The 13,637-nt window shown below is 34.9% G+C and carries 13 protein-coding genes; 11 read left to right on the forward strand and 2 right to left on the reverse strand.

What is annotated here, in order from left to right:
• Nucleotides 1-105: 105 nt before the first annotated feature.
• From Q0770_RS03010 to bioA, 4 genes are read left to right on the forward strand one after another with little or no spacing between them, the layout of a single operon-like run.
• A complete protein-coding gene (locus tag Q0770_RS03010) occupies nt 106-1,218 on the forward strand; it encodes a pyridoxal phosphate-dependent aminotransferase family protein (RefSeq protein ID WP_299113854.1) in 1,113 nt (370 codons plus the stop codon).
• Nucleotides 1,215-1,661, forward strand: a complete 447-nt coding sequence (locus Q0770_RS03015; protein ID WP_299113856.1) for a DUF2007 domain-containing protein — start codon at nt 1,215-1,217, stop codon at nt 1,659-1,661. Before Q0770_RS03010 ends, Q0770_RS03015 begins: the two co-directional genes overlap by 4 nt.
• Nucleotides 1,658-2,266, forward strand: a complete 609-nt coding sequence (bioD, locus tag Q0770_RS03020; protein WP_299113858.1) for a dethiobiotin synthase — start codon at nt 1,658-1,660, stop codon at nt 2,264-2,266. The genes Q0770_RS03015 and bioD overlap by 4 nt, the downstream gene beginning before the upstream one ends.
• Nucleotides 2,263-3,528, forward strand: a complete 1,266-nt coding sequence (gene bioA / locus Q0770_RS03025) for an adenosylmethionine--8-amino-7-oxononanoate transaminase (protein WP_299113860.1) — start codon at nt 2,263-2,265, stop codon at nt 3,526-3,528. The genes bioD and bioA overlap by 4 nt, the downstream gene beginning before the upstream one ends.
• Here bioA and Q0770_RS03030 read toward each other — a convergent pair.
• Nucleotides 3,514-3,942: a cytochrome c oxidase assembly factor Coa1 family protein gene (locus Q0770_RS03030; RefSeq protein ID WP_299113862.1), complete on the reverse strand. Its 429-nt coding sequence runs from the start codon at nt 3,940-3,942 to the stop codon at nt 3,514-3,516. The genes bioA and Q0770_RS03030 overlap by 15 nt on opposite strands.
• Before the next feature lie 99 nt (nt 3,943-4,041).
• Here Q0770_RS03030 and Q0770_RS03035 point away from each other — a divergent pair, with 99 nt between their 5' ends.
• From Q0770_RS03035 to Q0770_RS03060, 6 genes are all read left to right on the forward strand, one after another.
• Nucleotides 4,042-5,181: a beta-ketoacyl synthase N-terminal-like domain-containing protein gene (locus Q0770_RS03035; protein ID WP_299113864.1), complete on the forward strand. Its 1,140-nt coding sequence runs from the start codon at nt 4,042-4,044 to the stop codon at nt 5,179-5,181.
• A 55-nt stretch (nt 5,182-5,236) separates the two neighbouring features.
• The gene (locus Q0770_RS03040) at nt 5,237-5,857 is read left to right on the forward strand and encodes a hypothetical protein (protein WP_299113866.1); all 621 of its coding nucleotides are present in this window, start codon (nt 5,237-5,239) and stop codon (nt 5,855-5,857) included.
• A gap of 94 nt (nt 5,858-5,951) precedes the next feature.
• Entirely contained in the window at nt 5,952-7,325 is a 1,374-nt protein-coding gene (locus Q0770_RS03045) for a flotillin family protein (RefSeq protein ID WP_370454712.1), read from the forward strand.
• Between the two features lie 56 nt (nt 7,326-7,381).
• The gene (locus Q0770_RS03050; RefSeq protein WP_299113870.1) at nt 7,382-7,855 is read left to right on the forward strand and encodes a hypothetical protein; all 474 of its coding nucleotides are present in this window, start codon (nt 7,382-7,384) and stop codon (nt 7,853-7,855) included.
• Nucleotides 7,856-7,885: 30 nt separating this feature from the next.
• Nucleotides 7,886-8,980, forward strand: a complete 1,095-nt coding sequence (gene bioB / locus Q0770_RS03055; protein ID WP_299113872.1) for a biotin synthase BioB — start codon at nt 7,886-7,888, stop codon at nt 8,978-8,980.
• Nucleotides 8,981-9,056: 76 nt separating this feature from the next.
• Nucleotides 9,057-9,929, forward strand: coding sequence for a cupin-like domain-containing protein (locus tag Q0770_RS03060; RefSeq protein ID WP_299113874.1), 873 nt, complete (start codon nt 9,057-9,059; stop codon nt 9,927-9,929).
• Here the strand turns inward: Q0770_RS03060 and Q0770_RS03065 are convergent.
• Nucleotides 9,919-10,392 (reverse strand): regulatory protein RecX, encoded by a 474-nt coding sequence (locus Q0770_RS03065; protein WP_299113876.1) that lies wholly within the window; start codon nt 10,390-10,392, stop codon nt 9,919-9,921. The two genes, Q0770_RS03060 and Q0770_RS03065, sit on opposite strands and share 11 nt — an antisense overlap.
• A gap of 63 nt (nt 10,393-10,455) precedes the next feature.
• Between Q0770_RS03065 and Q0770_RS03070 the strand changes: the two genes are divergently transcribed.
• A complete protein-coding gene (locus Q0770_RS03070) occupies nt 10,456-13,593 on the forward strand; it encodes a lamin tail domain-containing protein (RefSeq protein WP_299113877.1) in 3,138 nt (1,045 codons plus the stop codon).
• Nucleotides 13,594-13,637 lie beyond the last annotated feature (44 nt).

Genomic DNA, 13,637 nt, shown 5'->3' on the forward strand with positions numbered 1-13,637 from the left:
TATTGTTTAACGATAACAAATATATAAAAATTATTGATAAACAATAATTTTTATGAAATAATAGTGTGATTTTATAATACTTTATTAGGTTTGTATCTTTGGCCAATGCTACCCAAAAAACTACATAAAAAATTAGAAGAGCGTAAAGCCAATAATGCTTTTAGACAATTAGGGAACTCTAATGCTCTTGTAGATTTTTCATCTAATGACTACTTAGGATTCTCAAAATCTGAAACCATTTTTGAGAATACAAAAGCTTTTCTTGATTCAAATGATTTTAATGTAAATGGTGCAACAGGTTCTCGATTACTATCTGGTAATCATGAGTTGTACAAAAAATTAGAACAGACACTTTGCGGGTTTCATAACTCCGAAGCGGCATTAGTTTATAATTCAGGCTATGATGCTAATTTGGGTTTCTTTTCAGCAGTACCACAACGTGGCGATATTATACTTTATGACGAATATAGTCACGCATCCATAAGAGACGGCATTCAACTTAGTAATGCGAAGACTTATAAATTTAAGCACAATAATTTAGAAGACTTAAATAAGATGCTGAAACACGTTCAGCATGATTCAAACAGCGTATATATAGTTACAGAGTCCGTATTTTCTATGGATGGTGATTCTCCAAATATGGAAGCACTTTTAGAATTATCAAAGGAATACAATACGCACTTAATTATAGACGAAGCGCATGCAGTTGGTGTATTTGGCCAAGGCTTGGTTACAATTCCTGTCTTTGCACGTATTATCACTTTTGGGAAAGCTTTAGGTTGTCACGGTGCAGCAATTTTAGGTTCTCAAGATTTAAAAGATTATTTGGTTAATTTTTCAAGAAGTTTGGTTTATACAACAGCTTTGCCTCCACATTCTGTTGCTACTATTCAATGTGCTTATGATTATTTACAAGATTCTAAAGCTTCTTATGAATTAGATAGTATTATTGAGTTTTTTAAATCTGAAATCAAACGATTAAATCTAGAAGATAAATTCATACTAAGTAGTTCAGCAATTCACTGCTGTATTATTTCAGGAAACGAAAATGTAAAGAACGCTGCTTCAAAACTTCAAGAAAAAGGATTTGACGTCAAACCAATCCTTTCGCCAACAGTTTCCAAAAATCAAGAACGCTTACGTTTTTGCCTCCATAGCTATAATTCTGAGCAAGAAATCACTCAAGTCTTAGAGTTACTTGCTACCTTTGCTTTATGACAGAGAAGACTTTTGTAACTATAGCCAAATACCAATATTCATCCGAAGCTCAAATTGCTAAAGGGCGATTAGAAGCAGACGGTATAAAAGTCTTTTTAGCAGACAACTTAACAATTGATACTGATCCGTTGGTTAGTAATGCTATTGGCGGTGTAAAACTAAAAGTATATACTGAAGATGAACTTGAGGCTAAAAAGATTTTGAAATCTATAAAAGCATATTCCTTAGACAATAACGGACAGCCCATAGAGTGCCCAAATTGCAAGCAGCATCATATAGAACTGTTTTCTTCAATTGATAATTTTAAATCATTAATAGCATTTATATTTGGAATCATAACTTTTACATTGCCTTTTAGTACACGCTACAAATATGTTTGTGAAGATTGTAAAACTGAGTTTCCTATAAAAAAAGAGTATCCTTTCAAAGGCAAACGCATATGAGCACTTATTTCATTACAGGAATATCTACAGATGTAGGCAAAACCATAATATCTGCAGTTTTAGTTGAAGCCTTAGAGGCAGATTATTGGAAGCCCGTCCAAGCTGGTGATTTAGAAAATAGCGACACACACAAAGTAAAGCGCTATGTGTCTAATTCTAAATCTGTTTTTCATGAGAATAGTTATGCTTTAAAAACACCTATGAGTCCTCATGGTGCTGCTGAAATTGACGGAATTACTATTGACGTAAAGAACATTCAACCTCCAAAAACAAAGAATCATTTAATTATTGAAGGTGCTGGCGGTCTAATGGTACCATTAAATGACAAAGACACTATTTTAGATATTATCCAACCAAATTATAAAGTCATTGTAGTTTCCAGACATTATTTAGGAAGCATAAATCACACATTATTAACTATAAACACGTTAAAGGAAAAAGGATTTGATGTGAGTTTGATTTATAGTGGGAATGAACACAAATCCACCGAAAGCATTATCAAAAAAATGACAGGAGTTACTGTCCTCGGAAGGATTGAAGACGAACCTTACTTTGACAAAAACGTAATTAAAGAATATGCCGAAAAGTTTAAAAAGAGCTTATGAGTTTAAGAGAGCGTGATAAAAAACATCTTTGGCATCCACTGAAACAACACCAAACCCATCCTGAAAGTTTGGCTATTGTAAAAGCAAAAGGTTGTCTTTTAACTGATGAAGATGGTAATGAATATATAGATGCCATTTCATCATGGTACACATGCATGTTTGGGCATTGCAATGACTATATCGTTGATAAAGTGTCACAACAAATGCGTCAGTTAGACCAAATAATGTTCAGTGATTTTACACATGAGCCTGCAGTGAAGTTATCAGAAGAGCTCATTAAAATATTACCTCAAGGTCAAACAAAAATCTTTTTTAATGATAATGGTTCTACTGCGGTTGAAGCTGGTATTAAAATGACCTTACAGTATTACTACAATCTCGATGAAAAACGTTCAGTTTTTATCGCTTTTGAAAATGGTTTCCATGGCGACACCTTTGGAGCTATGAGTGTTTCAGGCTTATCCGTTTACAATGGTCCTTTTGAAGAATTTTTAATTGATGTCAAACGGATTCCAACACCTGATGGAACAAATCACCTATCCATTTTAAAGCAACTCGAAACATATACTAAAGATTTTGACATCGCTGGTTTTATATACGAACCTTTAGTCCAAGGTGCAGCTGGAATGAAAATTCATAACGCTGAAGGGTTAAACACTATTTTAAAATTCTGTAAAGACAATCACATCTTAACCATTGCTGATGAAGTGATGACTGGTTTTGGTAAAACAGGTAAACATTTTGCATCAGATTACATAGAAACTAAACCCGATATTATTTGTTTAAGTAAAGCGTTAACAGCAGGTTTAGTTCCTATGGCTATTACGTCTTGTACTCAAAATATTTACGATGCTTTTTTAAGTAAGGAAATGGCAAAAGGTTTTTTCCATTGCCATACGTATTCTGCCAATCCAATTGCTTGTTCCGCTGCTATTGCTACTGTAGAATTACTGACGTCTAATGACATTCAAGATAATATAAGTAGCATATCAAAATCACATCAACATTTTTCTGAACGTATTTCTAAACATCCAAAAGTAAAATCAACCAGACATATCGGTGTTATTTTTGCTTTAGATTTAGACATCAACGTCCCTCGTTATGGCGATTTACGAGAAAAATTACTGAAGTTTTTTATGGATAATGGGGTGTTTTTAAGACCTCTTGGCAACACCATTTATATTCAACCACCATATGTAATTTCAGAATCAGAATTAGAAAAAGTATACAGTACAATTGAAGCAGCGTTAAATACCCTCTAGTTTTTCCTCCATAAGATTGATTTGTTTCTGAGAATCTTTTATTTGCACATATAATTTTTCATATACCCATTTACCATAATCTTTCTTAGCAACAACTACTATTCTAGCTTCTCCTTTAGGACCTTTAATCGGAATTTTAAAATCTGCTTCTCCATCATCTCCATTTAAACTAATATTACCTTGTAACATACCGTCCTTCTCTATGGGTTCACCTATTAAAGCGATGATATTTTCATTTGTTGTAGCTTGCTCCATAGCATATTTATAAGGAGTCGAAGATGTAAACATTTTTGTTACACCAAAAAATATACTCCCTACAAATACAACTAAAAGCACTATTATAGTCAAACAGCCACCTCCAAGCACCCATCCCCAATTTCTACTAAACCAGCTTTTCTTTCTATACTCTTCCATTTTATCTTTTAAATTAAATCTCCTACAAAATAATAAATTGATCCTGTTAACTTCCATTAGAAATCATTAAATCTTACATTTGTTTTAAATATTTTCCACTTGAAACAACCAATATCTATAACTGCAATTTCATCTATTTCTCCTTTAGGTTTCAATACCGAAACTATATGGAAAAACTACCAATCAGGACATCATTTTTTTTTTAAAAAAGAAGGGAACTGGGTAGCACAATTACCAAAAAGTGCTAAAGAAGAAATTGAATCACTTCGCTATTCAAATTCAAAATATAAGCATCTTGATGATTCTGTTTTATTCGGGATATATTCAGCAAGGCAAGCCGTAAAATCTGCTGGTTGGGATACTAAAGATAATTTTGGAATAAACATTGGGTCTTCTCGAGGAGCCACAGGTTTATTTGAAATGTATTTTGAAGATTTCTTAGAACATAAAAAAGCACAAACCTTAAGTTCTCCAACAACAACTTTAGGAAACATCTCGTCTTGGATTGCTCACGATTTGCAAACCAAAGGCCCAGAGATTTCACATTCTATAACATGCTCAACAGCATTACACGCTATGCTTAATGGGGTCGCTTGGTTACAAGCTGGACTAACAAATAAATTTTTAGTTGGTGGTAGTGAAGCTCCACTAACGCCGTTTACCATTGCACAAATGCAAGCGCTTAAAATCTATTCTAAAGAATCCGATAATAGACCTTGCAAAGCTTTAGATTTCAACAAAACAAAAAACACCATGATTCTTGGCGAAGCCGCTGCAATGGCTTGTTTAGAAATTGAAAAAAGCAGTAAAACTCTCGCACTAATTGAAGGTATTGGCTACGGTACAGAATTATTAGAGCACAACGCTTCATTATCTACAAATGCAGATTGTTTTCAACGCTCAATGGCAATGGCTTTAGATGACTCAAACCCTGATGACGTTGATATTATTGTAACGCATACTCCTGGAACAATAAAAGGTGATTTGGCAGAATACAATGCGATAAAAGAAATTTTTTGTAACAAAATTCCTGCTTTGACTACTAATAAATTGAAAGTAGGTCACAGTCTCGGTGCTTCGGGATTACTAAGTATAGAAATGGCCGTACTTATGCTTAACCATCAAACCTTTATTGACATCCCGTATTTGGAACAATCGTCTCCAAAAAAGATTTCAAAAATTATGATTAACGCCGTAGGTTTTGGTGGTAACGCAGTGTCTGTATTACTTTCAAAATAGGATGAAACACGCCTATATTAGGTCATATTACTAACTCATTTTAAATCGTTGAATTATGCTAGAGTGGTTTTCTAATTTAGAATTCTTTCCAAAACTGTATTGGTCCATCGCACTTATTGGGTCCTTAATTTTTACTATCGTAATGATTATGGCATTCACTGGTGGTGATGCAGATGACATTGAAGATGTCGATGCCGAAATTGAAGGCGATGCTGGGATTGGTTTTCAGTTTTTAACTTTTAAAAATTTGGTAGGCTTTTTTACCATTTTTGGTTGGAGCGGTATTGCATGTATCGATGCAGGTTTATCTAAACCTGTAACCATTATGATTTCGGTATTTGCAGGTTTGGTTATGATGACGATAATGGCAGCTTTGTTTTACTTTATGAGTAAACTAACTGATAGTGGCACTTTAAAAATGAAAAACGCTATCGATGCCATTGGCGAAGTGTATCTTACCATTGGCGCAGACCGTTCTAGAATGGGAAAAGTGAGTGTAAAAGTTCAAGGCACTATGCGAGAATTAGATGCCTTGACAGATTCGCTTTCAGATTTAAAAACTGGAACGATTATTAAAGTTGTTGATGTAACAAATAATGGAATTCTTATCGTGGACCAAACACGAAAACCCATTAAACCGTCACAAATTGAAGAATCTCATCTTATTGAGGAATAAAAATTAATTATTACTAACCATACTAAATCTTAACTATATGAAATCATTAAATATCCTTCTTCAAGAGAACATCATGGAAGGCATTGGTGGCCCAATGGTTCTTATTTTCTCTGTACTTTTTGTAGTACTCATTCTTATTGTATTAATCAAACGTTACAAGCGTTGTCCATCGGATAGAATTCTGGTAGTTTATGGTAAAGTTGGCGGTGGTCAATCGGCCAAGTGTATTCATGGTGGAGCTGCCTTTATCTTACCTGTAATTCAGGATTACGAATTTTTAGATTTAACGCCAATTTCTATTGAGGTTAATCTAGTAAATGCACTTTCAAAACAGAATATTCGTGTTAACGTACCATCACGTTTTACTATTGGTGTTTCTACAGAGCCAGGTGTCATGCAAAATGCAGCTGAGCGTTTATTAGGCTTAGGACAAAATGAAATACAAGATTTAGCCCAAGAAATTATTTTCGGTCAGTTACGTTTAGTGGTTGCGTCAATGGATATTGAGGAAATTAACTCTGATAGAGATAAATTTTTGGCTAATATTTCTCAGTCTGTAGAATCGGAGTTAAAGAAAGTAGGTCTCAAGCTAATTAACGTAAATATTACGGATATTGTTGACGAGTCTGGCTACATTGAAGCTCTTGGTAAAGAAGCTGCTGCACACGCTATCAACGCGGCTCGTAAGTCTGTAGCAGAAAAAACTAGAGATGGTTCTATTGGTGAAGCTAATGCTGTACAAGACGAAAGAACACAAGTCGCAGCAGCAAACGCACAAGCTGTAGAAGGAGAAAACTCTGCTAAAATTTCTGTAGCAAATTCAGATTCGCTACGTCGTCAGCGTGAAGCAGAAGCAGAAAGAGTTGCTATCGCTGCTGAAAAAGTACAATCAGCAAAAGCACTAGAAGAGTCGTATGCTGCGGAACAACAAGCCGAATTAGCGAGAGCTGAGCGTGAACGCTCATCTCAAATGGCAGATGTTATTGTACCTGCTGAAATTGATAAACGTAAGGTTGAAATTGATGCCGAAGCAGAAGCTGAGCGCATTAGAAGGCGTGCTAAAGGTGAGGCAGATGCTATATTATTTAAAGCGCAAGCTGAAGCAAAAGGGTTGTACGAAGTCTTAACAAAGCAAGCTGCTGGTTTAGATGAAATCGTAAAAGCAGCTGGCAACAGCTCTAAAGATGCGGTACTTTTATTAATTGCTGATAAATTACCTGAGCTAGTAAAAACACAAGCTGAAGCGATTAAGAATATAAAAATAGATAAAGTGACTGTTTGGGAAAACGGTGGCGGAAAAGACGGACAAACATCTACTTCTAATTTTATATCGGGCATGTATAAAGCTGTACCACCTTTACAAGAAATGTTTAATATGGCGGGAATGGATTTACCTGAGTACTTAAAAGGTAAAGACAAAAAAGAGATTGACGCAGATGATGCTGAAGTTGAAACGTCTGAAGACTAATAATCATTTTTAATAAATTCCACCCGATTGGGTGGAATTTATCATTCTATATATTCATGAACAAATTCACTTTTAAAAGACAACTTCCGATATGGAAGACAGTACTAGGTTTGTTAGTATTAATTATAGGTTTGATTTCTCTTTTTTCAAGTTTTAGAGGTTTTGTCGTTATAGGTCTTGGTATTTACATGCTTTTAGTTGAAGGCTCAGAATTCGATTTTATAAACAGAAAATATAGAAAAACTAAGTCCATACTAGGCTTTACCATCGGCAATTGGCAATCACTTCCGGAAATAGAATACGTTTCCGTTTTTAAAACAAATGAAACCACAACCTTAAGGCAAACATCTGCTGAAGCTAATGTTACAAATGAGGTTATTAAACTAAACTTGTTCTATAACAGCAATAAAAGAATTGAGGCATATAGGACTTATGATACCGAAGATGCCTTTAATAAAGCAAGGGAAATAGCATCTTTATTAAATGTTGATATTTTAGATGCTACCGAGCGAGAATCTAAATGGATATAACTATTTTTGTTTTATAAATACTTGACGTTTATGAGTACAGTAAGACACAATTGGACCAAAGAAGAAATCCTTGAGATATACAACAAACCTTTTATGGATTTGTTATACGAAGCAGCAGCAACGCATCGCTTACATCATGACCCAAATACGGTTCAAGTTTCTACATTGTTATCAATAAAAACTGGAGGTTGTCCAGAAGATTGTGGTTATTGTCCTCAAGCAGCACGCTATCATACTGATATTGAAGGGAATGATTTAATGTCTGTACAGCAAGTAAAAGCACAAGCCTTACGTGCAAAATCTTCAGGAAGTTCTAGAGTTTGTATGGGAGCAGCATGGCGAAATGTAAAAGACGGCCCTGAGTTTGACCAAGTTTTAGAAATGGTCCGTACAATTAATAAGCTAGATATGGAAGTGTGTTGTACGCTTGGTATGGTTACCGAAAATCAGGCACAACGTTTGGCTGAAGCTGGTTTATATGCTTACAATCATAACTTAGATTCTTCAGAAGAATATTATAAAGAAGTGATTTCCACTCGTGGTTTTGAAGACCGTTTAGAAACTATAGATAACGTTCGTAAAACCAATGTTACTGTATGTTCTGGCGGTATTATTGGTATGGGTGAAAAAACTGAAGATCGTGCAGGAATGCTTGTTGCACTTTCTACATTAGATCCTCAACCAGAATCAACACCAATCAATGCACTAGTTGCTGTTGATGGCACACCTTTAGAAGACCAACAACCAGTCTCAATCTGGGATATGGTTCGTATGGTTGCTACAACACGTATTGTCCTTCCAGAAACTCAGGTGCGTTTAAGTGCTGGTCGTACACAAATGAGCCGAGAAGGTCAAGCAATGTGCTTCTTTGCAGGTGCTAACTCTATTTTTGCTGGAGATAAATTACTGACAACTCCAAACCCTGATGTTAACGAGGATATGGAAATGTTTAAGTTATTGGGGTTAAATCCACAGAAACCGTTTACTAAAAAAGTACAACCACAAACGGTTGAAGCATCAGATTCTCAATTTGAAGCTTTAGGCGAAAAACCTAGGTGGTCAAGACCAGAACATAAGATTGAGCGCAACGAAGATGCTAAGCAAAAAGCTAAGGCATTAAAATAATTCGTTAAAGTTCGTTTTACAATTTTCTAATTTTAGTCACGTTTTATTAACTTTGAGTTACTAATATCAACCTAACTTGGAATTAAATCTACAAGACATTCCTCGTGTAAAAACGATTACCAAAGAGGATTTTATTAAAAACTACTTTAAACCTCAAAAGCCTGTGGTTATTGAGCGTTTTATTGAAGATTGGCCTGCATATTCTAAATGGAGTTTGGACTACATGAAAGAGACTGCAGGCGATATCACTGTACCGCTTTACGATGATAGACCTGTAGATTATAAGGATGGTTTTAATGAGGCGCATGCTAAAATGAAAATGAGTGATTATGTGGATTTGTTAAAGCGTGAGCCTACAAAATATCGCATTTTCCTTTGGAATATATTAAAAGAGGTACCTCAACTTCAGAAGGATTTTAGTTTTCCAGATTTCGGTTTACGGCTCATGAAGGGTTTACCAATGCTCTTTTTTGGTGGAAGAGATTCCTACACCTTTATGCACTACGATATTGATTTGGCTAACATCTTTCACTTTCATTTTGAAGGTGAAAAACAATGTATTTTATTCGACCAAAAACAGAATAAGTATTTGTATAAAATACCTCACTCATTAATCACACGTGAGGATATCAATTTTGCCAATCCAGATTTTAAGAAATGGCCTGCACTAAAAAATGCTAAGGGTTGGGTTTGCAATCTTAATCATGGAGAAGTTTTGTATATGCCTGAAGGTTATTGGCATTATATGCGTTATATAACACCTGGTTTTTCTATGAGTTTGCGTGCTATTGCTCGTAATCCTAAAAATTTGAGTAAAGCCATTTACAATGTATTCATTATGCGAAGTTTTGATAATATTATGCGTCGCATAAAAGGTCAGAAATGGATAGATTGGAAAAATGAACAGGCTATTATAAGGACTAATAAAACGCAAAACGCTACGTCATAAGCTCGTTTATTTTTTCATAAACTAGGTTAGACTCCCATCCACGGTAAAGTAAATAATCTGCAACTTTCTTTTTCTTTTTATAGATGTTTTTTTCCTGAACCTGAGTCATTCGCTTAAGCGTTAATTCATGTAATGTTTCAAAATAATCATCAGAATCAATTTCTTTTAGAGCCGAATCAATACTATATTTTGAAATTTGACGAAATTTTAATTCTCTTATAATTCTATTCTTGCCCCATTTCTTTATTCGAAATTTTCCTCTTGCAAAAGCCTTTGCAAAACGCTCTTCATTAAGATAATTATTTTCAATAAGGTGCACTACAATAGTATCAATGACCTCTGGTATCATCCGCATATGTCGCAGTTTATCGGTAACATCTTTGTGACATCTCTCCTGATATGCACAATAATTTTCTAGCATTTTCTGCGCTTCATCGAGAGAATAGGTTTTTTGAGGGTTCATAACACAAAAATAGGTTGTAATTACCTTACTTTGTGTCTAATGTGACAAAAAAACCAAATCGTTATGTTTAAAAAACTACCTATTCTTTTACTTGCTTTTTTCTCTTTTTCTCTTATTGGGTATGGGCAAACAACTATATATTCTGAAGACTTTACAGGACAAGATGGCAAAGGTGCTATTGGTCCTGGACCAATAACTGATGTATCTGGTGTTTCATGGACAGTAGACATTAGTAATGCTTCTCTCACAGCAACAAATGATTATTTTCAAGTAAGAAGTGAAATGCTTGAAGCTAGAGATCTTGACACAGATGCTACATGGTTGTCACCAGTTATTGATATTACAAATTTCACTAATGTTCAATTCTCTTTAGAAGCCTCAGAAAATGACGCTACAGATACTCTTGAGGATGCAGACACTTTTGTTACAGAATATAGAATTGATGGAGGTGCATGGACACTAGCTGCAAATAATGGTACTATAATCAATGATTTTCCGTTGACTGTTGTATCTGACACAGGCTTGTCTGGTTCTACTATTGAGCTTAGAGTTACAATGACAGTTAATGGTAATGATGAAAGACCGTTGTTAGACAATATTCTTGTAGAAGGTACTGCTCCAGTGACACCGACTGTTAATGTAAGTCCTCCATCTATATCTGGATTAGGCTATGTAGAAGGCGATGCTTCATTAACTGAACAAAGTTTTGGTGTTGTCGGTTCTGCACTTTCAACAGATATAGTCATTACTGCACCGACAAATTTTGAAATTTCTTTGACTTCGGGTGCAGGGTTTGGAGGTTCTATTAATTTAACTCCTGCTTCTGGTGATGTAGCACTTACAAACATATATGTTAGACTTATTTCTGGCTTGACGGTAAATACATACAGTGACAACATAACAGTTGCTAGCACAGGTATAACAACTATTAATGTTCCTGTTGATGGAGAAGTTACTGCAACTATACCAAATTGTTCTGAATTAATTATTAGTGAATACCATGAACCTCAAGGTGCTGGAACAGGTAATAATAAATACATAGAGTTATATAACCCTACTAATAGCACAATAGATTTAACCGCATACAGAATTGCTAGATATAGTAATGGAGCAACACTACCAAATATTGCTAATTTATCTGGTTCTGTAGGCCCATATTCAACGTTCTTGTTATCTAGAAATGGCGCAGCAATTACTGGAGATTTAGTTATCACAGGTGCTGCTTTAAATTTTAGTGGTAACGACGCAATGGCCTTACAAACTATTAATGGTGAAAATATTGACGTGATAGGATTTATCGGAGATGGCTCAAATTTTGCTCAGAACACAGTATTAAGAAGAAATCAAGACGTAACTATACCAACAGTTGCTTATGATGCCTCTCAATGGACTACTGCTCCAGTAAATGATACTAGTGACTTTGGAGCGCATGTAAATGATTGCGCTTGTCTTACGTCTACGACTTGGGATGGTACATCATGGAGTGCTGGTGCTCCAGATGAATTTACGGCAGCTATACTTGACGGTGACTATACAGTAGATGCTACTAATCCTAGTTTCACAGCATGTAGTCTCGTTATTAATGTTGGGGGAAGTTTAACAATCACAAATGGTTATTTTGTAGAAGTAATGAATGACATAACCATAAATGATGATGGTTCTGTATCTAACGAAGTTACAGTTGAAACTCAAGGCAGTTTTGTACAACGTGGTGATGGTGCTTTAGCTGGGTCATTTACTCTTAACGCTGGTGCTACCTCTGTTGTAAATAAAACTACATCGCCATTGACAAATTGGTATGATGTTACTTATTGGAGTTCTCCAGTTGTAGGTGAAAGTACAGATGGTGCATTATTTGATAGTAGTAGAGTGTTTTGGTTTAATGCTGTCAATTATCTTGATGCCGATGGAAATAATTTAGACGATAATGAAGATGCATGGACAAGAGAGCAAGGAGATTTCCCTATGACTCCTGGTCAAGGTTTTGCAGGAAGTCATAATCAGGTTGGTTTTCTTGGTGCAGGATTTTCGTACAGTTATGTTTTTGAAGGCGCATACAATACAGGAGATGTTACATACCCTGTATATAATGACCCAATGAATGGTTTGCACTGGAATTTAATTGGAAACCCATATCCTTCTGCTATAGATATTGACGAATTTTTTGCTCAAAACGGAACTGTTGCCCCAGGAAATAATACAGTTTATGAAGTTATCTATATGTGGTCTCAAGTAAACCCAGTCGATGCTGCAAATCCAGGTAATGAAGTTCTTAACTACAATCAAAATGACTATATCACTGTAAATACTTTAGGGGAAGCCGGTAACGGAACTACAGCTGCACCTTCTAGACAAGTACCTTCTGGGCAAGCATTTTTTATACCTTCTGCCTCTACTGGAAGTGTTGTGTTTACTAATAGTATGCGTGTAAGTGGCAATAATGCCAATGATGAATTTTATAGAACTAGTAATTCAAGTGTTGCTAGTACTTCTAATTCGATAGAAAAATTACATTTAAATCTAAGTTCGGGTATAGGGATTTACAGTCAAATCTGTGTTGCTTATGCTGATATTGCTACTGATGGAAATGATGGCAATGCTATAGACACAAACAGAAATTATGCAGGTAACGCAGGCGTCCTTTATTCTTTAGATAATAATGGTGATGGCTTTTATGTCATTCAAGGAAAAGCAAAGTCTAGTCTTACTGAAGACGAAGTTATTAAATTAGGTTTTGGAGCTTACATAACTACAAACGAAACCTATACTTTAGAAGCTGTAGGACGTGAAGGTGATTTCTTGAGTAATAATCCTGTTTACTTAAAAGATAATGACTTAAACATTATTCATGATTTAACTTCTTCAGGTTATACATTTACTTCTGATGGTGGCACTTTCAATGAGAGATTTGAAATTGTATTTAAAAATCAAGCTCTTTCGACTGATGATAACATTCTAAGTGAAAATGATTTAATTATTATGGAGCTTACTGATGGAAATGTCAAATTTGAATTAAAAAACGCATCACTTACAATAAATAATATTTCTATCTATGACTTACAGGGTAGACTTGTATATAACTTAGATGGAGATTCATCTTCTGAAACTTACAACCTTTCAAATCTAAAGACACAAGTATTTATTGCTAAAGTTGAGTTAGCTAATGGGCTAACAATTACAAAAAAATCGATAAAGAAATAAGCTAAACAATCCTTAAAAAAACTCCTGACATTGTTTGGAGTTTT

The sequence above is a fragment of the uncultured Winogradskyella sp. genome (assembly GCF_947501905.1).
Classification (GTDB): domain Bacteria; phylum Bacteroidota; class Bacteroidia; order Flavobacteriales; family Flavobacteriaceae; genus Winogradskyella.